Below are 24270 nucleotides of genomic sequence, written 5' to 3'. Positions count from 1 at the left end.
TGCCGGGTTGACGGTTTGGCCTTGGTGAACATCTTTGGCCACAGCCAGGGCGCCCCCACATGGGCAAGGTGTCCCTGTGAGTGGGAGGGGGAGGGCGAGCGTGCCGACGATGAAGCCACAGGATTTGCCGCCGGGTATGGCCCCGCGCGGAAAGAAGACGGACAAGCCAACGCCGACACCGGGGCGGGGCTTCAAGCTCGGCTCACCGCTGGGCTACATCTTGTTGCTGGTCCTGGGCTTCCTGCTGTTCCGCAACGTCTTCCAGGACGCGGGCGTGCGGCGCGTGAGCTACAGCCAGTTCCGCGACGCGGTGGAGGCCGGCAACTTCAGCCGCGTCCAGATTTCCAACGAGTGGGTGAAGGGCTTCCTCAAGGACACGGCCGCGGCGCAGCCGCCTCCATCCTCGACGGGGGACCGCGCGCTGCGCAGTGAGCCCAGCGCCCTGCCGTGGATGGCATACCGCGTCCCCGGTGACGAGGGACTCGTCAACCTCCTCCAGGAGAAGGGCATCCAGTACGAGGCGGTGCCGCAGTCCGGCCTCGGCGAGGCGCTGTGGATATGGCTGGTGCCCCTGGGCCTCTTCATCTTCTTCTGGAGCTTCATGATGCGGAGGATGGCCGGCGGCATTGGCCAGGGCCCGCAGAGCGTCATGAGCTTCGGGAAGACGCGCGCCAAGGTGCAGGCCGAGGCCGACACCGGCGTGGGCTTCAAGGACGTGGCCGGCGTCGACGAGGCCGTGGACGAGCTGCGCGAAATCGTCGAGTTCCTCAAGACGCCGGAGAAGTTCCGCCGCCTGGGTGGCCGGATTCCGAAGGGCGTGCTGCTCGTGGGCCCGCCGGGCACCGGCAAGACGCTGCTGGCGCGCGCGGTGGCGGGCGAGGCGGGCGTGCCCTTCTTCAGCCTCTCCGGCTCCGAGTTCGTGGAGATGTTCGTCGGCGTGGGCGCCGCGCGTGTCCGTGATTTGTTCGCGCAGGCCACGGCGAAGGCCCCGTGCATCATCTTCATCGACGAGCTGGACGCCATCGGCAAGAGCCGCAACGCGGGCGTGGCCGGCGGCCATGACGAGCGCGAGCAGACGCTCAACCAGTTGTTGGCGGAGATGGACGGCTTCGACAGCCGCGCGGGCCTCATCATCCTCGCGGCCACGAACCGGCCCGAAATCCTGGACAGCGCGCTGTTGCGCCCGGGCCGCTTCGACCGGCAGGTGCTGGTGGACCGGCCGGACAAGCGGGGCCGCGAGCGCGTGCTGGAAATCCACTCGCGCGGCGTGAAGCTGGGGCCGGACGTGGACCTCAAGTCCATTGCGTCCCGCACGCCGGGCTTCGCCGGCGCGGACCTGGCCAACGTGGTCAACGAGGCCGCGCTGCTCGCCGCGCGCCGCAACCGCGACGCGGTGATGCGGGCGGACTTCGAGGAGGCGATTGAGCGCGTCGTCGCGGGCCTGGAGAAGAAGAACCGCCGCATGAACGAGCGCGAGAAGGAAATCGTCGCTCACCACGAGGCGGGCCACGCGGTGGTGGGCTGGATGATGCCGTACGCGGAGCGGGTGACGAAGGTGTCCATCATCCCCCGCGGCCTCGCGGCGCTGGGCTACACCATGTCGCTGCCGCTGGAGGACCGCTACCTCATGTCGCTGGACGAATTGCGCGACAAGATGGCGGGAATGATGGGCGGCCGCGCGGCGGAGGAAATCTTCATCGGCGAGATTTCCACCGGTGCCGCCAATGACATCCGGCAGGCCACGGAGATGGCCCGGATGATGGTGCGCGACTACGGCATGAGCACGCTGGGCCCCGTGGCGCTCGGCGCCGACCACGGGCCGGCCTTCCTGCGCTCCGCCGGCATTCCCGAATCGCGCACCTACTCGGAGCAGACGGCGCGGATGATTGACGAGGAGGTCCGCAAGCTCGTCAACGAGGCGCTCGACAGGGCACGCGAGGTGCTGACCATCCACAAGGACAAGGTGCAGGCCGTGGCGGCCCGGCTGCTGGCCACGGAGGTCATCGAGGAGGACGCGATGACCATCATCCTCGGCCCCAAGGTGGTGGCCCAGCGCGGCCTGCTCCACCCGGAGGCGCGCACGGTGATTTCCGCGCACCCCGTGGGCGTGGGGGAGGGCGAGGAGCCGGCGCCTCCCACGCAGCACGCCCGCACGCCCAAGTCGTCCCTGGATTCATAACGGGACGCCTGGACGCCTGCCCTGCTTCCGTCCATCCGCCCACCGACGCCGCGGTCGCCTGCGGTGTCCGGTGGGCGAAATTATCTTTGCGCGAAAGGAGGCGTCGCCGTGGAGAACAGGATCGGCAAGAGCTACGTGGCCCGGAAGACCCTTTTCGCGAAGGGACTCAAGGAGGGACGGCTCACCGTCCAGGAGATTGAGGAAGCGCTGCCCGCGGGCACCCTGACGGCGGCGGAGCGGTGGCTCCTCTACTATTCGCTGCGCGCCGCGCAGGTGGAAATCATCGACGAGGTGACGGGCCAGGTGGACCACGGCTTCATGGCCGAGGCGCCCCACGCACCCCAGGAGCACTAACGCTTCCCGCGCGTTGACAGGTGCGCGCTCGCGGTTACGTTCGGGGCACAAACCAACCCCTACGCGCACGCGCGCACCTCCCATCGCCTCAGGTTCTTCGACATGGACGGCAATCCCCGCACCGACGCAAACCCCGAAACGCAGCAGGCCCAGACCGCCAACGGTGGGAATGGCCCGGCCTCCGGGGAGCCCTCTTCGCAGCAGCAGCAGGGCGCCGAAGCGAGCGCCGCGGGGGCCCAGGCTCCGAAGGCTGACCCGGAGAAGGAGCGGCTGCTGGCGGAGCTGGACGCCACCCGGAAGAAGTACGACCAGCTCGCCCGCGCCTACCAGGAGGTCAACCGGGACCGCGAGGAGTTCAAGCAGCGCATCACCCGCGAGCGTGAGCGGATGATGGACGTGGAGCGCGGCAACGTGGCCACCACGCTGCTGGAGGCCATCGACGAGCTGGACCGCTGCCTGTCGGCGAGCGGCCAGGACACGTCCCCCCTGGCGCAGGGCGTGCGGATGATTCGCGACGCGCTGCTGGCCAAGGTGCAGGGGACCGGCATCGAGCGCATCCAGGTGGTGGGGCAGACGTTCGACCCCAACGTGGCCGAGGCCGCGGACATGGAAATCACCACCAGCCCGGACGAGGACCAGCGTGTCATCGCCGAGGTGCGCGCCGGCTACCGGCTGAAGGACCGCATCATCCGCCCCGCCCGGGTCAAGGTGGCCAAGTACGTGGCCCCGGCCCAGGCCTGAGGGCGGCGGGCGCATTCTCCGCACGGGAAGGGAGCGGGCGGGGCCGCTGTTGGCCCCGAACGCCATGGCCCGCTGTATAAGCTGCCCCTCCGTGCTCTCCCGAATGCTCCCCGTCCTCCTCGTGCTGGCGCTCGCCCCCGCGGCGCGCGCCGACGAGGGTCCGCTCGACTCATGGCTCCAGGCGCGAGTGCGCGAGCACACCGCCTGGTACGCCGCCCAGGCCTCCGGAGAGGGCCGCCCCGGCGCCCTCGGGCTGTGGCGGGAGCGCGCCCCGGAGGACAAGGGGCTCCCCGACTTCGTGCCCCCCACGTCGCTGGCCCCGCTCATCCGCGCGGTGGAGGCGGGCGTGGTCAACATCACCACCGTGGCCCTGCGCGACAGCGGGCTCGGGGGGATGAAGAAGGCCACCGGCTCCGGCTTCGTGCTGACGCCGGACGGGCTCGTCGTCACCAACAACCACGTGGTGGCCGGGGCGCGGCAGATTGCCGTGCGCCTGGCGGACGGGCGTGAGTTCGCCGCCGAGGTGGTGGGCCGCGACGCCTCCACGGACGTGGCGCTGCTGCGGCTGTCCGGCGAGGGCCTGGGCAACCTGCCGGCGCTGTACCTCGGGGACTCGGACAGGCTGGAGGTGGGGGACTGGGTGGTGGCCATCGGCAACCCGTTCGGCCTGGACCACTCGGTGGCGCACGGGATGATTTCCGCCAAGGAGCGCATCCTCGGCGTGGGCCAGTTCGACGACTTCATCCAGACGGACGCGCTCATCAACCCCGGCAACTCCGGCGGGCCGCTCTTCAACATGAAGGGCGAGGTGGTGGGCGTGACGACGGCCATCATCAGCCAGGGGCAGGGCATCGGCTTCGCGGTGCCCATCAACCTGGTGAAGGACCTGCTGCCCAACCTGCGGGAGAACGGGAAGCTGGAGCGCGGCTGGCTGGGCGTGGCCATCAACGACGACGGCACCGACGGCGAGCGGCGCGCCCTGGTGGTGAAGGACGTCTACAAGAGCAGCCCGGCCGACACCGCTGGCATCCGTCCCGGAGACAGGGTGGTGGCGGTGAACGGGCGCGCCATCGGCTCGTACCTGCAGCTGTTGCGCAAGGTGGCGCTGCTGGCGCCCGGCACCGAGGCGCGGCTGACGCTGCAGCGCGGGGGCGTGACGAAGGAAGTCACGGCGCGGCTCATCGCCCGGCCCGCCAAGGAGGCCACCGAAGGGCTCAGCCAGCGCACCTCCAGCGAGCGGGATTTGGGCTTGACGCTGGTGGACCTCACTCCCGAGGTGGCCGCGCCCATGGGCGCGGAGGCCTGGTCCGGGGCGCTGGTGGCCAGCGTCACGCCGCGCAGCCCGGCGGACGAGGCCGGCCTGCGCGCGGGCGACGTGGTGACGGAGGTGAACCGGCGCCGGGTGAAGGACGCGGCCGGCGTGGGCGCGGCGCTCGCGAAGGGGAGCGCCGGGGCCAGCATCCTCCTGAGGGTGAAGCGGGGCGACGCGCTCCAGTACCTGGCCATCGCCCGGTGAGCGGGGGCGGGGAGTCTTCCGCCTCCGCCTCCCGGGGCACTTCCACTACTTGCCGGCGTTGGCGTCCTTGCCGTTGAGCCACAGGCCGAGCTGCTGGCCCGTACGCCCCTCGCTGACGAGGATGCCCTCGATGCGGGCGGTGACGCCGAAGTTCTTCCCGCCGCCCTTCTTGGGCAGGCTCCACACGCCCTGCGGCGTGAAGACCACCTGCGCGCGCACCCCGCGCATGGCGAAGAGGCGGTTGAACAGCGACGCGTTCCACCCCTCCGGCACCGTGCCGGTGACGGTGAGGAAGGGCAGCACCGGGTTGCCGTTGGGGTCCGTCTTCTTCGGCGCGCCGTGGGTGAGGGCGTAGCGGCCGCCCGGGAAGAACGGGGTGATGTTGATGGTGTAGTCACCCGTGCCCGGCGCGTACCCCCCGGGGGACAGCATGGTGGCGTCGTCCTCGGTGACAATCATGTAGAGGCGCTTGCCTTGGTACTTCTTCCGGAAGGCCTCCGCGTTCGACTTGCACTGAGGGTCCACGAAGGCCCCCTCGCACGCGCCGATGTACTTCTCCAGGAAGGCCCCCAGCCCGCCCAGGGCCTCGGACTCGTCGCGCAGCTTCGCGAAGCGGGCGTCCACGTCGGCCAGGGCCAGCGCGGGAAGGAGGAGGGAAACGGCGGCGACGAGGAAGCGGCTCACGAGGGGGGACTCCAGGGAAGGCGGGTTCAGGCCCGGCATGGTGCCACCGCCCCGTGCCCCGGGCACTCGTCTTTCAACAGGTGGTCTCAGGTAGCTACGGGTGAAGAACTTGCCTACATGTGGCTACCATGTAGGGTGTGCCTGTCACCACCTGTTCCGGGAGGCATCCCCCAGTGTTCGAGCGTCCTCAAGAGCGCCGCAGCCACCTTCGCTTCGACAAGGTCTTCACCGTGTACCTCACCACCCAGGACGGAATGATGCGGGGGGTGGGGCGCAACATCAGCGCTCGGGGCATGTTCGTGGAGGTGCGCGACTCGGTGGGCCTGGGCGAGAAGCTCAAGGTGACTTTCGCCGGCGAGGACGGCACCGAGATGACCTGCCTGTGCGAGGTCCGCTACCAGGTGGCCCTGGCCTTCGGGCGGAAGGACGGGCGCGAGGGCAGCAGCCGCGGCGTGGGGCTGCGAATCGTCGCCTACGAGACGCAGGACGACGCGCCGCTGCTCCTCGTGGACCGCGAGCGCGTGATGCACTGAAGCGCGCCGGGTACCGTGCACTGAGCGCGCTGAGCGCGCTCCGGGGCCCGTGAGGGGCTCGACGGCCGTCGCTCCCGGAACCGCGGGGGCCGTACGAGCCACCCTTCGCAGGGCCTTGAAAACACAAAGGGCACGTCCTCCGGAAACTGGAGGCCGTGCCCTTCGTCGTTACAGCGGGCGTTGAAGCGCCGGGACTACTGCGAGAAGCCCTCGAGGAGGTAGTGGGCCTCGATGCGCTTGAGCGCCAGGATCATGGCGGCGCAGCGGGTGTCCACGGGCTCGCCGATGCAGTACTGGCGGCTGTCGTGCATCTCCGTCTTGCGCGGCTGGTTGCGCGAGATGTCGCGGATGATGCGGTAGTTGCGCTTCATGGCGCGCTCGAGGCGCTGGTCGACCTCGGCCTCGCTCCAGCGCTCCATGCGCTTGTTCTGGATCCACTCGTAGTAGGACACCGTCACGCCGCCGGCGTTGGCGATGATGTCGGGGATCATCTCGATGCCGCGCTTCTGGAGGACGCGGTCGGCCTCGGGGGTGGTGGGGCCGTTGGCGCCCTCGGCGATGAGCTTCACCTTGAGGCGCTCGGCGACGTCCGCGGTGATTTCGCCACCCAGCGCGGCGGGGATGAGGATGTCGGCCTGGACGTCCCAGAGGTCCTTCTTCTCGATCTTCTGGGCGCCGGGGAAGCCGAGCACGCTGCGCTTGAGGTTCTTCGGGTCGGCCACGTAGGCGGCCAGCGCGTTCACGTCGATGCCATCGCCGTTGTAGATGGTGCCGTCGGCGTCGTTCACAGCCAGGAGGCGGGCGCCCGCGTTGCCAAGGATGAGGGCGGCGTGGCTGCCCACGTTGCCGAAGCCCTGGAGGGTGAACGTCTTGCCCTTCACGGACTCGCCGCGGTCGGCGTAGTAGTCCTCGATGCAGAAGGCGACGCCCTGGCCGGTGGCCTTGCCGCGGCCCTCGGAGCCACCGATGCGCACGTCCTTGCCGGTGACGATGCCGCGCAGGTTGTGGCGCTCGCGCTCACCGTCGGAGAACTGGCGGTACAGCAGCGCCATGATGTCCGGGTTGGTGCCCACGTCCGGCGCCGGGATGTCGATGTTCGGCCCGATGAGGCTCTTGAGCCGGTACATGAAGCGCAGGGTGATGGCCTCGATCTCCTCCCGGCCGTACTCGCGCGGGTCGATCTGGATGCCGCCCTTGCCGCCGCCGAACGGGACCTCGCTGATGGCCGTCTTCCAGGTCATCTCCGCGGCGAGCGCTTTGAAGAGGTCCAGCGAGACTTCGCGGTGATAGCGCAGGCCGCCCTTGTAGGGGCCACGGGCCTGGTTGTGTTGGACGCGGTAGGCCTTGAAGCGCTGAGATTCACCGGGGACGAGCTGGTACACCTTGCCGTCCGGCAGGCGGAGGTGGCCCTGGCGGATGGCCACGTCGGAGCCGAGCAGGGCGCGGCCGTTGAGGATGATGCTGCCGTTGGCCAGCAGCTCCAGGCCCTCCTTGTTGCGCACCTGCGTCTCGGGCAGGTCGGAGAAGGACTTCGCCTTCTCGGGAACGAGGGGGACGAGGCGGTCCTTCAGCTTCGCCGTGACGTAGAAGATGTGCTCGTAGTCGGGCTCCTCGAGCTCGAGGCGGACGCGCTTGTCCAGCTTGATGAGGTCCGCGGCACGATGGAAGATCTCCATCGCCTCCGTGTAGACGGTGCGCTTCGGCGACGGCGCCGGGGCGCGCATGAAGTTCTCTTCGCTGGCCATGACGAGAAACGCTCCTTGTGGGCCCCACCGGGGTGTGGTGGCGAGGCACTCGGGAATGGCGGCCCTTATGTGCATAGCCGCTCGGAGGATTCAACCGCGCGGAGCGTCCACTCTTCCTCAGGAATGTGGAGAGATGACGGGCACTTATGGCAACGCGCTGTGTCACCAGGGTCGGACGCGGTGTGTCATCGCTGTCACAGTGGACAGGCTGTGGATCCACGAAAAGCAGGGTGGCTGGGGGAGCAGAAGAGCAGGACTGGCGGTGCAAAAGAGCGGGGCTGATCAATTGTCCTTGCCGGCCCGCAAACCCCATGGTACTTCGCGCCCACTTTCGTTTCGCCGACATAGCTCAGTTGGTAGAGCAACTGATTCGTAATCAGTAGGTCCCCGGTTCAAATCCGGGTGTCGGCTCCAGAACAGCAAGAAGGCCGGTTGCCCCTGTGGCAGCCGGCCTTTTTCGTTTGGGCCCGCTGGGAATCCTGAAGTACGGCGGAATTCCGTCTATTCGTCTTTTACATGACTTTGTCTGGACAGGGCGCTTGTTGGGGGGTGTCTCGCCTGGGGTAGAAACCAGCCGTGAACTTCCTCCGCCGCAGCGTGTACTCCGTTGCGTCCTTCCTGAAGGAAAAGCGGGCGTGGCGCTCGCTGCGTGCCCCGGTGGTCCTCCACCTCAATGCCGTCGGGGACCGGCTCATCGTCCTGCCCGCGCTCCGCGCGCTGTGCAGCCTCTATCCGTATCGCGTCACGCTGGTTGGCACGCCTGGCGATGACTCGCTGTTCTGCTCGGACCTTCCGCTCAAGGCCTTCCACCCCTGCCCCTGGAAGGTCACGGATCGCATTCCTCGGTTCGAGCCCCGCGACGTGGCCCGGGCGATAGGCGAGTGCGACCTCTTCGTTTCGTTCAACGGCTGGTGGTCCGACGACGTGCGGAAGCTGATGCAATGCTTTCCGGGGGCGAAGACGCTCGGGCACTTTCCCGAGTTCGAGTCCCACCTGCGGCTGACCCAGTGGCGGAATGCGAAGCAACAGGCCTTCGATCTCGTCCGGCGGTTGGACCGCAGGCTGAGGCTGGAGGACTTCTCGCAGCCCCCCCTCCTGCCCGAGGCGGACCGGGAGCTCACCGCACAAATCATGTCCGCCGTTCCGCCCGAGGCGAGAGTGCTGGCCTTGCACACGGAGCCATCCGCGGCGCCGAGGCGCTGGCCGGTGGAGCGGTTCCAGCGCGTGCTGGAGGCCTTCCTAGACAAGCACCCGGAGTACCTCGTCCTGGTGGTGGACTACCATCCCCTGGAGCTGGAGCTCGACCGTCACGGTGACCGGGTGCTGCAGTGTTCCGGCGCCTCGCTCGGGGTGGCGATGTCCATCGTGGCGAATGCCGACCTCTTCCTCGGGGTGGATTCGTGCATGCTGCACGCGGCGGACCTCTTCCGGGTCCCCGCGGTCGGCTTGTTTGGACCGACCCCGAGCACCCGGTGGGGATTCCGCTTCGGTCCGCACCGCTGCGTCAAGGTCGACGGGCCCATGGAGCTCATCCAGGAGGGGCCGGTGCTCGAGGCGCTGGAGCAGATGGCCGAGGCGCATGCGCGCCCACGCCTGGCCGCTGCCAGCGCGGGAGTCCGCGGCCGGCCACCTCATTGGGGGGAGCGCATGAGCCATGGACCGGCCACCCGCGGCGCACGAGGGGCTTCCTGACGCGCCGCGAGGGCCGCATGAGGTCTGCCATCTCCCAGGCGTTGGCCTTTCTGGAGCGGCGGTAGCGTCCCCACGGCGAGCTCCCGAACCCAGGGGCGCGCCGGTCAGCGTGTCGCGAAGCGCTGGTACCGGCGCATCATGTCCACGTCCTTGTGGAAGCGCGTGCCCTGCTGCTTCGACTCGGCGTACCGCGCCTCGAGCGAGGCCTTGCGCTCGGCCTCGCGCTGCTCGTAGGCGCGGAGCCACTCGGGGTTGGAGCGCAGCGCCAGCTCCGGCACCGTGGGCACCAGGTCGCGGAACCACTGGAGGGTGGGCTTGCGCGCCACCGGCCGGCAGACCTCCGCGGAGCCAATCTCCCAGTTGGACAGCTCCGGGTCGAATGGCTCCACCAGCCTGTCCATCATCTCCTTGAGGGTGCGGGCCGTCTTCTCCGGCGGCTCCGCGCGCGAGGCCGAGACGCACGCGTGCATGGCCTGGAGGTGCTGCTTCCAGCCCGCCACCGTCCCGCCGTAGTGCCCGAAAGGCCCGTGCGGCGAGTCGGGCGGGCACGACAGCGAGGCGAAGTACTGCAGGCCCGAGGCGTACACCCACGTGCGCCAGTACTGCTTGAAGACGTCGAAGTTGTAGGAGGCGCGGTAGAGGCCGGAGACCATCAGGTCCACCAGGTCCAGCTCCGCCGTGTACGTCGTGTCCAGCGCGGCGAAGCGCGCGGGCGCGAAGTCATCCTCCGCGAACGCCTTCAGGAGGGCGGGAACCGCTCGCCCCGCGAAGGCCAGCGTCAGGTCCATGCCGGAGCTGAAGAGCGGATCCACGAACCCCGACGCGTGCGGCGTCAGCATGAAGCGCTCGCCCAGTATGGAGCGCGAGCTGAACTGCATCCGTCCCGTCTTCACGAACGGCCGGATGGGGCGCATGGTGCCCAGGTGCGCGCGCACCGTGGGGAAGCGCTCGACGAAGAGGCGGAACTCCTCCTCGGCGCCCAGGTCGTTGTCCGGGTGGATGGAACGGTCCAGCACCAGCCCCACGCTCATGGTGCCGTTGTCGAAGCGGATGCCCCAGAACCAGCCGCCATCGAAGAAGTGGTGCTGGGTGCCGGAGTCGCGGCTGCACACGAAACGCGGCTCCGGGGAGCCCAGCACGTCCTCCAGGAATGGCACGTCCGCGAAGTGGGCGTAGATGCCACGGGTGTTGTTGCGGAGGCTGGGCGTGGCCTCGCGGAGCTGGAAGTGGCGGGCCAGGAACGACGCGTGGCCCGAGCAGTCCACCACGAAGCGCGCGCGCACCTCCGCCGGGCCCTCCCCGCCGCGGAGCTTCAGCGTGGCGCCCGTGGCGTCCGGCTCGAAGGCGATGACCGTGGTGTGCGTCCGGTGCTCCACGCCGTAGCGCGGCAGGCACGAGGCCAGGTACCCGTCCAGGTCGGCGCGCAGCAGGTGGGCGTCCGGACCCGTGGGCAGCCCGGGGGAGTCCAGCAGCAGTTGCTCGCCGCGCACCATCGCCTCGCCGGGCCGGTGGTGGCCGAACCAGAAGGACTGCTTGGGCCACGAGGCGATGCCTACCTGCTTGGTCTCGAGGTAGTGGGACGCGAGGCGCAGTTCGGGCACGTCATACGTGCGGGCGAGATGGTCGAAGCCCAGCGTGGTGGTGGGCACGGTGGACTCGCCGATGGCGAAGCGAGGATGGCTCTTCTCCTCGAGCACCAGGGTCTTCACGCCACAGCGGGCCAGGCACAGCGCCATGACGGTGCCCGCCAGCCCACTGCCAATCACCACGCATTCCGCTGATGAAGTCACTGTGTCCCTCCCAAGCTGGTCGTTCTTCGCTGGGTGCTACGGCTTCTGACGCGCCACGTGCGGCGCGCTGGAGCGCGACTCCTGGGCCAGGGCCCAGACGCGCCGGTACAGCGCCAGCCCCGCCTCCGGGCGGCGCAGAGGGTGGAAGAAGCGCACGAAGAGCTGGGTGTAGAGCCCCGCGAAGCGGCCCGGCACGGCGCTCCAGACGCGCGAGCGCCCCAGGCCCACGCCGCTGCTGGCCACCACGCGGCCCTCGAAGAGGGCGAGCAGGTCCGTGGCCCAGCACTCGATGCCCGCCGGATAGTTGGCGTAGGGGTTGACGGACTCGCGCGGCACGAAGCGGCACTGCTGCAGGTTGTACTCGAACACCCAGGCCGGGCCCTCCGCCCGCTTGAGCACCAGCGCGATGCTCCGGCGGCGGTCGCGCAGCTCGTCGGAGTGCACCGACAGCAGGTCCTGGAAGATGCGCGTGCCATAGAGGTACCGCGCCAGCTCCACGAGGTGTTTCTCGAGGGCGTCCTTCTCCGCGGGGCCGGCCTCGCGCTTGCCGCAGGCCGGGGCGTAGTCGGCGGGCACCGCGGGCTGGTCCCCCACGAAGGTCCGCTCGGGCCAGCGCTGCCGGGGCGCGCTGCGCATGAACTCGCGCGTCACCACGCGGCAGGGCCGCTCCTTCGTCATGGACAGCGCCTCTCCCGGCTTGGGCGCCACGAGGAGCGCGGGGAGGCCGAGCTGCTGGACGGCGTCCACCACCTGCTGGGCCTCCAGGACGAACGCGTTCCGGTTCAGCCACGCCATGTCGTCCTGGAGCGAGAAGCCGCTGCCGCTCACCGCGATGGCGGCCGGAGCGCCCCAGAGGCGCGACAGCCGGCTGTGCGTCTCCAGCGCGCTCTGGGCCAGCGACTGGGCCATGCTGAACGGGTCCGCGGGCTTGGGCTCCACCATGCGCAAGCCCAGGTGCATGGTGTTCCACGAGAGCGCGACGATGCCCGGCCTCGGCACACAGGCGCGCGCGCGCTGGAGCATCTCGTCCGCGGTGGCCACGTCCACCGAGCTGAAGAAGCTGCCGTGGCCGTCCCGGTCCCACGCGAGGAAGGGCAGCACGTCCCACTCGTCGCTGGCCTCGTGGCGTACGTGGCAGGGCCCCAGGCCGAGCACGTTCAGGTTGCCCAGCGAGAGGACCTGCCCGGGGAAGAGGCGCCGCGCCTCGAAGCCCATCTCCTGGAGGATGTCCGCCGCGGCCGAGGAGGAGTTGCCGGAGATATAGATGGGGATGTCGCGGCTCAGCCGGTCGAGCGACGCTGGACACAGGTGGTCCTCGTGCTCATGCGTGAGGAGCACGGCGGAGACGGCCGGGAAGCGCTCGAACTGGATTTCCCTCGGGGGGAAGACGCGGGCCTCGCGCCCGGGCGTGTTGCCGAAGGTGTCCGCGAGCAATGGGTCGACCAGGAGCCGTGTGTCGGTCGTCTCGAGCAACCACCCCTGGTGACCGATGAATGTCGCATTGAACATGGCGCGTCCTCGCGGCAGGCGCATGAGCAAATCAAAAATATGAAATCATCGATAGCCCGGCACTTTCGCCCAGCCCCGCGGTCCCGGAGGACTCTGGCGCGGGGCGTCGGCGAGGGCTTCCAGGGCGCCGAGCACCTCGGGCTCGCCCAGCGTATGGAGGGGCCCGTTCGCGTCCAGGCAGCGGTGCGTGGTGAAGCGGCAGCCCCAGTAGGCGGGGCGCGTCTGCCCGAAGAGCCCCACGGCCGGGACGCGGAAGAAGTCGGCCACGTGGAGCATGCAGGAGTCGATGCCGAGGAACAGGTCCGCGGTCCCCACGAGCGCCATGGCCAGGGCCAGGTCCGAGCCGGCGCAGGACAGCACCCGGTCGCCGTGGCGGATGGCCTCCAGCCCCGACTCGGCGCGGTCCACCACGAGCACCAGGAAGTCCGGGTGGCGCGCCAGAAAGGACTCCAGCACGCGTGCGAACCGCTCGGCGGGCCAGCGCTTGAAGTCCTCGGAGGGCTCGGTGTGCACCGCGAGCAGCCGGGCGCCCGGAGGCAGGCTGGCGCGGAGCTGCCGGGCCGCGGCGAGGCTCTCCTCCGGCAGGGGCGGGGGCTGGGAGAAGTCCTCCAGCCGCAGCTCGCGGCGAAGCCAGCGCGGGGCCTGGAAGTGGGCGTCGCAGACGTTGACCGTCTCGGGGCGGCGGAACCGCTTCGTGAAGGCGCGGAAATAGCCGACGCTGACCGCCCCGGGCAGTTGGGCCAGCAGCGCGTCCACGTCCTCCGAGTGCCAGCTGTTGAAGGAGACGAGCAGGTCGCACCCCTCCAGTTGAAGCGCGAGCGCTCGCGGATCGAACTGGCTGTAGCCCACCCACCGCATCTTGAAGGGAAGGAAGGCGCGCAGCGGCAGGTCCGCGTAGTAGAGGCGCTCGTCCATCGCGGGCCCCACCACCGTCAGCCGTCCAGGGAAGAGCGAGGCCAGGGCGCGCACCGCCGGCAGCGCGAGCAGCCGGTCTCCGATGGCGTTGGCGTGAAGCACCACGGGGGCCCGCGCGGCCAGCGCGCGGCGCCGGCGCAGCAGCCACATCGCCACGTCCGGGGCGCTCACCGCGCGCCCTCCGCCGCGAGGTCGCCCCAGTGGAGCCCATGCGGGTTGAGCAGGCCGTCCGGGTCCAGCGTCTCGCGCAGCGCGAGCAGGCGGGAGAGGTCGTCGCCGTAGAGCGCCGCGCGGCTCTCCGGTGCGAGGGGGTGCCAACCATAGAGGTAGGGACGGCCTCCGGCCTTCACCGTCCACTCCAGGCACCGGCGGTGCGCGGCCACGGCCGCCTCCAGGCTCCGCCGGTCCTCCGCGCGGACGCCATGGTACAGGCCCACCGCGTACAGGCGCCCCGGGCCCTGACGTCCCGAGCGCATGTCGAAGGGCCAGCGCGTCCGGCCGGCGGGGTTCGCGAGCCCCAGCACGTACACGGTGTTGAGGGTGGGGAGCCACAGCTCGCGCGTCTCCTCGACGAAGCGCGCGAACCGGCGCAGCCCGTCCAGGTCGAAGCAGTAGTCGCACCAGAGCCGGCGGTGCGTGGGCTGGCGCTGGCGCGTGTCCTGCTCGGCGCTCAGCGCGAAGATGAGCGGCGGTGCGTCCAGCTCCACCCGGCCCTCGGTCATGCGCGCCAATGGCTCGGGGGCCCTGGCGCGGCCGGCCGCGGCCTCGTCCGCGAAGTCCCGTCCGAAGACGGACCAGAGCCGGCCCTCCTTCCAGATGCCGAAGAAGTGCTCGGGGCCAGGCTCCTCCCAGCGGGCCGTCCAGGCCACCGCGTCCACGAGCGCGCTCAGGCCTCCGTGCGGGTTGAGCTGCAGCCGGGTGACGGGCTGGAAGGGCACGGTCCGCATCACCACGCGCTCGATGACGCCCACCTGGCCGAAACTCGCGAGACCGAAGCGGAAGAGCTCCGCGTTCTCCTCCGGTCCGCACCACACCGCCGAGCCATCCGGCAGGATGAGCCGCAGCGACTCGACCTGATCCACCTGGGCTCCGAAGTGCAGCGAGCGGGAGCCGAACCCGCCCACCGACAGCGTTCCACCCACGGTGGTGCCCAGGGAGGAGGTGAGCACGGGCATCGTCCGCCCGGCGGCGTTGAGCACGGCCTCCACCTGCTCCCAACGCGTGCGGGCGGTGACCTCCACGCGGCCGTCCTCGAGGAGCCGCACCTCGCCATGCTCCGGGCTTGCTTCCAGGACGATGCCCCCCTCGCACAGCGACTGTCCGCCCGAGGAGTGGCCGGACCCGCGCACCGCGACAGGCACCCGCAGCGCCCGCGCCACCTTCAGCGTGTGCACCACGTCCGCCTCGCAGCGGGCCTGGACCACCACCGAGGGCACCCTCCGGACGAGGCCGCCGAAGTCGTGGCCATGGCACTCGAGGGCGTCGGGGGCGGTAATCACGGGCGCGCGGACGCCTGCGCGCAGTTCATCCAGGAGGGATGCGGGATGAGGAGCCATGGGAGGAGGGCGTCGAGGCTAACACGGGTCTTCCCGCCTTCTCATGGGAGGCCGGGTGATTCCGCCCTGCTGGGCTCTCGGAATAGGCTTCGCTCTCCATGTCAGCCTTCTCCATGTCCTCCGCCCGGCGGGTGTCCCTGCGGCGCATGTTCGGGCTCGCGCGTCCGGAGCTGGGCAGCCTGCTGCTCGGCACCTTCTGCATCCTCGTCGCCAGCACCGCCGGGCTGCTCTTCCCTCAGGCCATCCGCCTCATCATCGACCAGGCGCTGCTGTCCGGAGAGTCGGCGCGGGCGGACCGCATCGCCGCCGCCATGACCGGCGTGTTCGTCGTCCAGGGCGTGGCCACCATGCTGCGCTACACGCTCATCCACACCGCGGGCGAGCGCATCGTGAACCGGTTGCGCGAGCAGCTCTACCGCAGCCTCATGGACCAGGACATCGCGCTCTTCGACGAGCGGCACGCGGGCGAGCTCGCCAGCCGGCTCTCGTCGGACGCCACGGTGCTGCAGAGCGCCGTCAGCTCGAACATCTCCATCGCGCTGCGCAACGCCATCACCATCCTGGGCGGACTGGCCTTCCTCTTCTACACGTCGCCGCGGCTGACGTTCATCATGCTGGCGGTGGTGCCCCCGGTGGCACTGGGCGCCATGGCCTACGGGCGGCGCGTGCGCAAGCTGTCGCGCGAGGCCCAGGACGCCGAGGGCGAGGCGAACCACGTCGCCGTGGAGAGCCTCGCGGGCATCCGCACGGTGCGCGCCTTCACCGCCGAGCAGACCGAGGTCCAGCGCTACGTGGACGCCATGGCCCAGGCCTTCAAGCTCGAGCGCAAGCGCATCTTCCTGTCTGGCACCTTCATGGGCGTGGCCGGCTTCGCCAGCTACGCCGCGGCCATCCTCGTCTTCTGGTACGGCGGGCGGCTCGTCATCGACGGGAAGCTCACCGTGGGCAGCCTCACGTCCTTCCTCGTCTACACGCTGATGGTGGCCATGGCGCTCGGGGCCATGAGCGACCTGTGGACGGACGTCATGCGCGCCATCGGCGCGGCGGAGCGCGTGTTCGAGCTCATCGAGCGCGTGCCCGCCATCCCCAACCGGGGCGGGGATACGCTGGCCCGCGTGGAGGGCCGCGTCGAGTTCCAGCGCGTGAGCTTCCGCTACCCCACGCGCAAGGACGTGGCGGTGCTCGATGAGCTGTCGCTGCTGATGGCCCCCGGCGAGCGCGTGGCGCTCGTGGGCCACTCGGGCGCCGGCAAGTCCACCATCGCCTCGCTGCTCATCCGCCTGTACGCGCCGGACTCGGGGCTCATCACGCTGGATGGTCGTCGCCTGGAGGAACTGGACCCGCAGTGGCTCCGCCGGCAGGTCGGCGTGGTGTCGCAGGAGCCGCTCCTCTTCTCGGACAGCATCGCGCGGAACATCCGCTACGGGCGCCCGGACGCCACCGACGCCGAGGTGGAGGCCGCCGCCCGCGCCGCCAACGCGCACGACTTCATCTCCCGCTTCCCGAAGGGGTACGAGACGCTCGTGGGCGAGCGCGGCGTGCAGATTTCCGGCGGGCAGAAGCAGCGCGTGGCCATTGCCCGCGCCGTGCTCAAGGACCCCCGCCTGCTCGTGCTCGACGAGGCCACCAGCGCCCTGGACGCCGAGAGCGAGCACCTGGTCAAGGAGGCGCTGGACCGGCTCATGCGCGGGCGCACCACCCTCCTCATCGCGCACCGGCTCTCCACGGTGATGGACGCGGACCGCGTGCTGGTCATGGACAACGGCCGCATCATCCAGAGCGGCACGCACGCGTCGCTTGTCGCCGAGGACGGCCTGTATCGGCGACTCGTGGAGAAGCAGGTCGTGGCCGCCTGACGGCCGCTACCCCATCAGGGCACTCGCGGGGGGCACGCGCGTGGCCCGCAGGGCCGGCACGAAGCTGGCCAGCAGCGCGATGAAGAGCAGCAGCAGCGCGGTGCCCACGAAGGTGAGCGGGTCCGAGGGGCTCACCTCGAAGAACAGGGACTTCATCAGGCGCATGAGCACCAATCCCAGCAGGCTGCCCACCGTCACGCCGGTGCCCGCGAGCCGCAACGCCTGTCCCAGCACCATCCGGAAGACGTCGCCCTCCGTGGCGCCGAGCGCCTGGCGCACCCCCATCTCGTGGGTGCGCTGCGCGACCGAGTAGGACATGACGCCGTAGACGCCGCCCGCGGCCAGCAGCAGCGCCAGCGCCGCGAACGTGCCCAGCAGGAGCGTCAGGAGCCTCCGCGAGCCGAGCGTCTCCGCGATGCGCTGCTCCAGGGTGCGCGTCACGGGCGGCGGCAGGTTCCCGTCCAGGTGCGCCACCGCCTGGCGGACGGCGTTGTTCAGGGTGAAGGGCTCGCCCCGCGTGCGCACGAGCACGCCCATGCTGCTCTGCGGCGACTGCGCCAGCGGCAGGTAGAACTCCGGCACCTCGTCGCGCAGCTGACCCTTGTTCATCGTCCGGACGTTGCCGCTCACGCCGATGACCTCCCACTCCTCGCCACCCATGGTGAAGCGCTGGCCGAGCGGCTCCTCGCCGGGCCAGTACTTCCGGGCCATCTCCTCGTTGATGATGGCCACGTGGCGCGTCTGCGCCGTGTCCTCGCTGGTGAAGTCCCGGCCCTGGCGCAGGGGGATGTCGAGCGTGCGGAAGTAGTTGGGCGACACGATGCGCCGGTTGACCATCGGCTTCTCCGAGTCGGACACCGCCGGCTTGCCGCTGATGGTGATGCCGCTGCTGTGGTTGTTGCGGCTCATCGGCAGGAGGCTGATGGCCGCAGCGCTCGTCACGTCCGGGTGCGCGGAGAGCTGCTCCAGCAACTGCTCGTAGAAGCGCGCCGGGGCGGAGCGGTCCGCCTCCTGCGCCTCGGGCAGCGCCAGCTCGAAGGTGAGCACCCCGTCCTGGCGGAACCCGGGCGACTTGCCCTCGAGCTGGTAGAGGCTCTGGATCATCAGCCCCGCGCCCACGACGAGGAGCAGCGCCAGCGCCACCTCGGCGACCACCAGTGTGGTGCGCAGCCGGCTCTTCGACGTGGTGGACCGGCCGCCATCCTTGAGGGCGTCCGTGAGGTCCTGCTTCGAGCCGTGCACGGCGGGCGCCAGCCCGAAGAGCAGGCCCGTCACCAGCGACAGCAGGAGGCTGAAGACGAGCACGCGGCCGTCCACGTGGATATCCGACCAGCCCGGGACGAACTGGGCGATGGCGGGCGGGAAGGCCCCGGCGATGAGGTGCGTGCCCCAGAGCGCCAGCAACACCCCCAGCGCGCCGCCGAGCACCCCCAGCAGCACGCTCTCCGTGAGGAGCTGCGCCAGCAGGCGCCCGCGTCCCGCGCCCAGGGCCGCGCGCACCGCCATCTCCCGCCGGCGCACGGCCGCGCGCGCGAGCAGGAGGTTGGCCACGTTCGCGCAGACGATGAGCAGCACGAAGGCCACCGAGCCCGCGAGCGTCGCGAGCACCGGGCCCGCCGAGCCGAGGTAGCCCTCGCGCACCGTCGTCATGCGGATGGAGCGGCCCTCCAGGAAATCAGGGTGCTGCTCCGCCAGCCGCTGTGCCAGCACCCGCAGCGTCGCATCCGCCTGCTCCGGCGTGACGCCCGGCTTGAGCCGCCCGACCACGCGCACCTGCCGGTTGCCGCGCTCGCGCAGCTCGTCCGTCGTCGGCACGAGCGGCACCCACACGTCCGAGCCCGGCGGGAAATCGAACCTCGGCGGCATCACGCCCAGCACCGTGTACGGCTTGCCATCCAGCGTCACCGTGCTCCCCACCGTGCTCGGGGCCCCGCTGAAGCGGCGCTGCCACAGCTTGTGGCTGAGGAGGACGACGTCCTGGCCCGCGGGCTGCTCCTGGTCCGCGCCGAAGGTCCGGCCCACCACCGCGTCCACGCCCAGCGCACGGAAGAGCTGCGCGCCCACGCGCATGCCATGCAGCCGCTCCGCCTGATCCGCGCCGGCCAGGTTGTAGCTCTCGGGCACCAGCCCCGACAGCGATTCGAAGACGTCCGACTGCTCCTTCCAGTCCGCCAGGGTCGCCAGCGAGGTCTCGATCCGGTCCACGCCCTGCTTCGGTGCGCTTTCCCAGACCATCCGCAGACGGTCCTCTCCCTGGAACCGCAGCGGCTGCACCCAGATGGAGTTGATGACGCTGAAGATGGCCGTGCTGGCACCGATTCCCAGCCCCACCGTGAGAATCACCACCAGTGTGAAGGAGGGGCTCGCGAACAGGAGCCGGAGGCCGTATTTCAAGTCATTCATGAGGCGGTCCATGAGCACCTTCGAGGAAACGGTTACTGACATTCCCTTGAATTCAACTATCGGCGTCTTGACGACATTATAGCGACACAGAGACAATCCGTATGGGTTCAAACGCGATGTCTGGTTGAATCCCCATGGGCCTCGGGGGCACCCGGCTTCCGAGCACACCGTGGTTCCAAACCCCAGTGAGGTATCGGAGGTCGTAATGGTTGAAACCAAGGAAGTGCAGCAGGATGCGGAGCTGAAGAAGCTTGACGCGCAGAAGGTCGAGGCCCTGCGTGGCCATCTTCGCAAGCTGCTGGCGACCGGCCAGGGCCACGCCATCTCCACGATGCCGGCGGTCGCGGAGCTGCCCCCCGTGCACAGCAGCTACGGTGACGGCGACGGCTGGATTTGAGCCGCGAGGTGGATGGGGCCGGCGAGAGCCGGGATGACCCCAGCCACCTCGGGTGGGCGGCCTCCTTCACGGGGGCCGGCTCATCTCGAGGTACCGCCACGCACCGAAGTAGCCCTTCGCCTCCAGCTCCGGCTTCAGGCTGAGCTTGAGGTGGCTGAGGCGCCGGTCGAAGCGGCTCTCCCGCACTGCTCCCTCCAGGTGCTCCACGCACGGGGACTGGCCCGGCCAGGCGAGCAGCGCGTCGCGCTTGTCGTGCTGGCACAGCCCTCGGCGGACGAGCTCCTCCAGCAGCAAGGCCCAGCGGGGCTCCGCGGACGGCTGCCGGCGGCGGTGGAACGAGCACTCGAGCCCCACGGTGGGCAGCACGTGCGCGCCCACGTCGAGGTCGAGCACGAAGCGGTCCACGTGGCCGGAGAGCCAGCCCAGCAGCTCCTGGAGCCCGGCGCGGGGGCCGCTCCAGCCGACGGACGCGAGGTAGTCCAGCATTCCTTCCGCGGGAATGTCCTTGGCGCAGAAGCGCACGGTGTCGAGCCGTCGCGAGCGCAGCACTCCGAGCGCGAAGGGTTGGGAGCCGGACGGCAGCGCCTCGATGCAGGCGCGCACGTTGCGGAGCGTCTCGGGAGGCAGGCCCCCGTCACTCAACGTGTGCAGGGCCGCGGTGGCGATGTCCTGGTGCCGCTGGCGGCACGCGCGGGCGCCGGCCAGGTCCTCGGGGATGGGGCTCTCCTCGGGACAGAAGAAGATGACGGGGACGGGCGGCTCGGGGGACGCCTCGCCCACGTCGAACTCCAGCCAGAAGCTGTCCACGCCCTGGTGGAGCAGCGAGCCCGGGTCCGTCCACTGGCGCGAGAAGTCGAAGATGCTCCGCCACAGCGGCTCGCGGCGCAGCGCCTCCGGCATCGACACCTTCGGGTCCTCACCGGCCAGGATGTACGGCCCGTAGCTGTCGCTGTTGATCCAGAAGAACACGTCCGCGCGGGGCGTCGCCTCCGCCAGCCGGCACTCGAGCCCGAAGCCGTGTGTCAGCTCCGAGGGCAGCCAGCGCGCGATGCCGTGCACGCGGTCCATGGCCTCCGTCGAGAGCAGGGTGGGCGGCACCAGCGCGTGCAGCGCCGCGAGGCTGTCGCTCCACGTGCCGGGCCGGAACGAATCCTGGACGGAACGTGCCTTGCGCGCGGTGGCCGCCCTCCAGCCCCGGGGCGGGAGCGGGGTGGGCTCCGGCTTCCCGGGCAGTCCGGCACCCTCGCGCCATTGTGTATAGCGCGTGAGGGCCTCGATGCACGCGGCCGTGGTGACCTGGAGCGAGCCATACACGCACCCGTGCGCGTCCGTCATCAGGGCCAGCGCGGGCCACAGGCCGACGTCGCTCTGCTCCTGGAGGATGCGCGCCACCATCTCCTCCACCCGCTCGTCCCAGGAGGGCTCGCCCCGGGGCGGCCCGAGCGTCAGGAGGGTGCTGAGCGCGAGCGCGCAGTCGTGTGCGTCCTCGAGCGCGGTCCTCCGGCGCCGCGCGCAGTCCCGCCACACGATGCGCCGCAGCGTGAGCGTGTCGTCGGTCCGGAGCCACGTCGCCAGCGCGTGGGCGAGCGCGAACGGCGAGACGGTGAAGGGGTGGCGTGGGCGGCCCTCCAGCCCGTGCATCTCCACCCGCGAGCCCACCCGCGCGGCGAGCGCCGGGAGCGCGTGGCCCCGGGCCGAGGCAAGCGCGAGCACGTCCACGCTGGCCAGTAGGTCCTCCGCGTCGGCGCCGGCGGGCTCCGCCCAGGCCCCGAGGCCGCCGTCCGGGCGCGCGGTGGCGAGCAGGGCCTTCAAGGTCGCCGCGGGGTCCGCCTCCGCGATGCCCCACTGCGCGAGCGCGAGGCTCGCGCGGGCCGAGGCACTCGTGCCCGGTGGCTGCTCCGGTGGAGGGAGCCACGGGCGCCACAGGCCGGAGGGCTCGCGCGTCTCCAGGAGGTAGCGCACGAAGGGCCGGGCCGCGCGCTCCAGGCGCCGCGTGTCGGCCGCGAGGGAGGAGAGGACGAGGGCGGCTGCGTAGGGCGAGGCCACCGGCTGAAACCCCGCCGCCGAGGCAATCAGCAGCTCCGGCGTCGCCGCGGCCTCCAGGGCCACGACAGCCCGCTCCAGCGCCTCATGTATGGCTCCTGGCAATGGCTTCTCCACGCGACCTCGCTCATTCGAACCGGGCCACGAGGCCCCGGGCGTCCTGGAGGCGGGCGTCGCCCAACTCGAACTCGTGCACCGAGTGGATGCGGAGCCGGGGCGAGGCTCCCGGGCGGGAGAGAATCTCGCGCAGCCGGTCGCTGCGCGTGACGACCCTCTCCAGCAGGTAGGTGTCCTCGTCGGTGCGCTGGTAGCGCGTCGCCACGGCGATGCCGACACCCTGGCCGTAGAAGGCGATGCCCTCGCCGAGGGATTCGTACTCCGCGCACGACGGGGCATACCTGCGCAGGTAGCCCAGGCGCTGTCGAAGCAGCTCCCGCGAGGCCGTGCACCGCGGCGAGCAGGGGAAGTGGAAGAGCGGGTGCAGCCCGTAGAGGTGGGGCACGCACGGGTTCATCTCGCGCGGGAAGGGGCCGGTGTCCTGGTACGAGTCCGGCGTCTTGTCGAGGTGCGTCGGGGCGGCTGGCTGCGTGAAGACGCGTGAGCAGCAGTCGGGGTAGCCGAAGAGCTGGGCGAGCAGGCCATGGTGCCCCTGGCGCTCGACCGTCTCCGCGCCCTCGACCAGATCCGCGTCCAGGCCCATGTACAGCATGCCGTGCGTGGCGCCGGGGGTGCCACGTGGGGCGGCGACGCGGTCGTGGTCCGTGCCCTCCACGCCGGAGACGCGGGGCATGAAGTCCAGCCAGCCGCGGTGCACGTGAAGCCCGAGCCCGGTGAGCAGCCCGGTCGCTGCCTCCAGCCTCTCCTGCGGGAGGATGAGCCGCCCCACGGCCCGCTCGCCCAGGGCCACGGTGATGCACGTCAGGTACGACGACACGTCCAGCAGCCGCAGCAGCGGCCGGTGCGGCTCGGGCAGGTGGGAGCCCAGCTCCTCCCGGATGTTCCGGAGCAGGACGGGGGAGGGCGCGATGATTTCAGGTGAGGTCATGAGAGGGCGGGCACCGGCCGCGGGTCAGAGGGAATGCCAGTCCGCGCAGTACCAGCGGAAGAACTGGAACTCCTCGGCCGTGCGGGAGAGGTTGATTCGGATGGGCACCGCGTCCCCCACGTCCAGGTCCGTGCTCAGGGGCGTGACGGTGCCCTTGCACCAGACAGGCTCCAGCGCGCCGAAGTTGAAGGCCCCGGAGTGGCCGATGCGGAGCTGGAACCACACCTCCGAGGGCAGCGCGTGCGAGCGGGGGAACAGGGCGGACAGCGTGCCGTGCTCCTCGTCGGCGCTCCACACGAGCACGGGCACGGGCGGCGCGTCCGGGCTGGTGCGCACGGCCCCCTCGTGGAACACCACGTCCCGCCTCTTCGCGGCGGTGGGCAGCTCTTCTCCCGCCACTCGCGCCTCCAGCAACAGGCGCTGGGAGGAGCGGATGGGGTAGTCGCAGCCCTTGCACATCGCGTGTTCCCGCAGCGTGCCGTCGATGGCCGCGCGGCGCAGGCGGGTGAGGCGCGGGCTGTTCCACACCTCGGCGATGGACTGCTCGCGCAGGTTGCCGAAGCGGTCCTGGTGCTTCCAGTCGTTGCAGCAGAGGATGACGCTGCCGTCCGCGAGCATGTTGAGCGTGTCCACCGGGTAGTGGCAGTGCCCGTAGTCCGCGTCGAACTCGTGGATGCGCGCGTTGTCGGGGATGCTGTCCACCCGGGTGTTGATGGGCACGAAGCGGACCGAGTACCCCATGCCGCCCCAGTAGTCCTGGAAGGCCCGGCCGGCCTCCACCGAGTGCGCGTCGAGCACGAAGGACAGGCGCACGCGCCGCCGCTCCCCCTTCCAGCCCGTGAGCAGCCCGTGCACGCGGTCCCAGAAGTCCCGGCCGTGGATCTCCTGGTAGCGCTTCGCGTCCGTCGCGTTGACGGAGACGGTGAGGAAGAAGCGCTCGTACGCCAGCAGCCGGTCGAGCAGCTCCGGCGTCAGCACGCTGCCGTTCGTCACGGTGGAGATGGAGCTGATGGCGTCCTCGGCCTGGTGGGCCTCGTCGAGCAGCTCCACGAACCGCTTGTCCAGCAGGGGCTCGTTCTGGAGCATGAGGCAGAGCTTCACCCGGCGCTTCGCCGCGCGCACCTCGCCGATGAGCCGGTGGAACAGGGCGCTGTCCAGCTTCACGCCCTCCCGGCCACCGGCGACGTCGGGGTACGGGCACATGGGACACGTGTAGTTGCACCGGTTGGTGGTCTGGAGCTGCAGCTTGCTGGGGAAGCCGAGCAGACCTTGCGGAGCAACGGCCTTGGCGAGCGGGTGCATGGGGCGTGTC

Annotated in this window: 18 protein-coding genes and 1 tRNA gene; 9 read left to right on the top strand and 10 right to left on the bottom strand. The window is 70.5% G+C overall.

All coding sequences use genetic code 11. The annotated features are described in order from the left end of the window. The first annotated feature begins 136 nt into the window (after positions 1–136). The 4 genes from ftsH to ACVTJA_RS32280 all read left to right on the top strand — a co-directional run bounded on the left by ftsH (position 137) and on the right by ACVTJA_RS32280 (position 4790). Positions 137–2179: an ATP-dependent zinc metalloprotease FtsH gene (gene ftsH / locus ACVTJA_RS32295; RefSeq protein WP_465825393.1), complete on the top strand. Its 2043-nt coding sequence runs from the start codon at positions 137–139 to the stop codon at positions 2177–2179. 108 nt (positions 2180–2287) lie between these two features. Further along, complete coding sequence (locus tag ACVTJA_RS32290) at positions 2288–2533, top strand: RNA polymerase sigma factor region1.1 domain-containing protein (RefSeq protein ID WP_206726885.1); 246 nt, start codon at positions 2288–2290, stop codon at positions 2531–2533. Positions 2534–2635: 102 nt separating this feature from the next. Next, the gene (locus ACVTJA_RS32285; protein ID WP_465825392.1) at positions 2636–3274 is read left to right on the top strand and encodes a nucleotide exchange factor GrpE; all 639 of its coding nucleotides are present in this window, start codon (positions 2636–2638) and stop codon (positions 3272–3274) included. A 103-nt stretch (positions 3275–3377) separates the two neighbouring features. Beyond that, positions 3378–4790 (top strand): trypsin-like peptidase domain-containing protein, encoded by a 1413-nt coding sequence (locus ACVTJA_RS32280; RefSeq protein WP_465825391.1) that lies wholly within the window; start codon positions 3378–3380, stop codon positions 4788–4790. A gap of 45 nt (positions 4791–4835) precedes the next feature. On the opposite strand, the gene ACVTJA_RS32275 is transcribed toward ACVTJA_RS32280, so the two are convergent. After that, positions 4836–5474, bottom strand: coding sequence for a DUF6066 family protein (locus ACVTJA_RS32275; protein WP_465825390.1), 639 nt, complete (start codon positions 5472–5474; stop codon positions 4836–4838). A 173-nt stretch (positions 5475–5647) separates the two neighbouring features. On the opposite strand from ACVTJA_RS32275, the gene ACVTJA_RS32270 reads away from it, so the two are divergent. Further along, on the top strand, positions 5648–6007 hold the full coding sequence (locus tag ACVTJA_RS32270) for a PilZ domain-containing protein (protein ID WP_465825389.1): 360 nt from the start codon (positions 5648–5650) through the stop codon (positions 6005–6007). 194 nt (positions 6008–6201) lie between these two features. On the opposite strand, the gene ACVTJA_RS32265 is transcribed toward ACVTJA_RS32270, so the two are convergent. Continuing rightward, entirely contained in the window at positions 6202–7752 is a 1551-nt protein-coding gene (locus ACVTJA_RS32265; RefSeq protein WP_465825388.1) for a Glu/Leu/Phe/Val family dehydrogenase, read from the bottom strand. Between the two features lie 338 nt (positions 7753–8090). Here ACVTJA_RS32265 and ACVTJA_RS32260 point away from each other — a divergent pair. Further along, positions 8091–8166: transfer RNA gene (locus tag ACVTJA_RS32260), tRNA-Thr, on the top strand. Between the two features lie 162 nt (positions 8167–8328). Next, positions 8329–9444: a glycosyltransferase family 9 protein gene (locus ACVTJA_RS32255; RefSeq protein WP_465825387.1), complete on the top strand. Its 1116-nt coding sequence runs from the start codon at positions 8329–8331 to the stop codon at positions 9442–9444. 104 nt (positions 9445–9548) lie between these two features. On the opposite strand, the gene ACVTJA_RS32250 is transcribed toward ACVTJA_RS32255, so the two are convergent. The 4 genes from ACVTJA_RS32250 to ACVTJA_RS32235 are packed head-to-tail and all read right to left on the bottom strand — an operon-like array spanning position 9549 to position 15157. Further along, positions 9549–11234, bottom strand: a complete 1686-nt coding sequence (locus tag ACVTJA_RS32250) for an NAD(P)/FAD-dependent oxidoreductase (RefSeq protein ID WP_465825386.1) — start codon at positions 11232–11234, stop codon at positions 9549–9551. 36 nt (positions 11235–11270) lie between these two features. Then, positions 11271–12743, bottom strand: coding sequence for an MBL fold metallo-hydrolase (locus tag ACVTJA_RS32245; protein ID WP_465825385.1), 1473 nt, complete (start codon positions 12741–12743; stop codon positions 11271–11273). A gap of 45 nt (positions 12744–12788) precedes the next feature. Then, positions 12789–13829, bottom strand: a complete 1041-nt coding sequence (locus ACVTJA_RS32240) for a glycosyltransferase family 9 protein (protein WP_465825384.1) — start codon at positions 13827–13829, stop codon at positions 12789–12791. Continuing rightward, the gene (locus ACVTJA_RS32235) at positions 13826–15157 is read right to left on the bottom strand and encodes an FAD-binding oxidoreductase (protein ID WP_465825383.1); all 1332 of its coding nucleotides are present in this window, start codon (positions 15155–15157) and stop codon (positions 13826–13828) included. The genes ACVTJA_RS32240 and ACVTJA_RS32235 overlap by 4 nt, the downstream gene beginning before the upstream one ends. 155 nt (positions 15158–15312) lie before the next feature. On the opposite strand from ACVTJA_RS32235, the gene ACVTJA_RS32230 reads away from it, so the two are divergent. Next, positions 15313–17070, top strand: coding sequence for an ABC transporter ATP-binding protein (locus tag ACVTJA_RS32230; RefSeq protein ID WP_465825382.1), 1758 nt, complete (start codon positions 15313–15315; stop codon positions 17068–17070). Positions 17071–17076: 6 nt separating this feature from the next. On the opposite strand, the gene ACVTJA_RS32225 is transcribed toward ACVTJA_RS32230, so the two are convergent. After that, a complete protein-coding gene (locus tag ACVTJA_RS32225; RefSeq protein WP_465825381.1) occupies positions 17077–19485 on the bottom strand; it encodes an ABC transporter permease in 2409 nt (802 codons plus the stop codon). 193 nt (positions 19486–19678) lie between these two features. Here ACVTJA_RS32225 and ACVTJA_RS32220 point away from each other — a divergent pair, with 193 nt between their 5' ends. Continuing rightward, positions 19679–19870 (top strand): hypothetical protein, encoded by a 192-nt coding sequence (locus tag ACVTJA_RS32220; protein ID WP_465825380.1) that lies wholly within the window; start codon positions 19679–19681, stop codon positions 19868–19870. Positions 19871–19936: 66 nt separating this feature from the next. Here the strand turns inward: ACVTJA_RS32220 and ACVTJA_RS32215 are convergent, their stop codons facing one another. From ACVTJA_RS32215 to ACVTJA_RS32205, 3 genes are all read right to left on the bottom strand, one after another. Then, positions 19937–21979: a hypothetical protein gene (locus ACVTJA_RS32215; protein ID WP_465825379.1), complete on the bottom strand. Its 2043-nt coding sequence runs from the start codon at positions 21977–21979 to the stop codon at positions 19937–19939. A 61-nt stretch (positions 21980–22040) separates the two neighbouring features. Beyond that, a complete protein-coding gene (locus tag ACVTJA_RS32210) occupies positions 22041–22958 on the bottom strand; it encodes a hypothetical protein (protein WP_465825378.1) in 918 nt (305 codons plus the stop codon). Between the two features lie 24 nt (positions 22959–22982). Then, positions 22983–24260, bottom strand: coding sequence for a radical SAM/SPASM domain-containing protein (locus ACVTJA_RS32205; protein ID WP_465825377.1), 1278 nt, complete (start codon positions 24258–24260; stop codon positions 22983–22985). Positions 24261–24270 lie beyond the last annotated feature (10 nt).

The sequence above is a fragment of the Pyxidicoccus sp. M6 genome (assembly GCF_055568925.1).
Note: the sequence above shows the minus strand (reverse complement) of the source record. Positions and strands in the feature narration are given on the sequence as shown.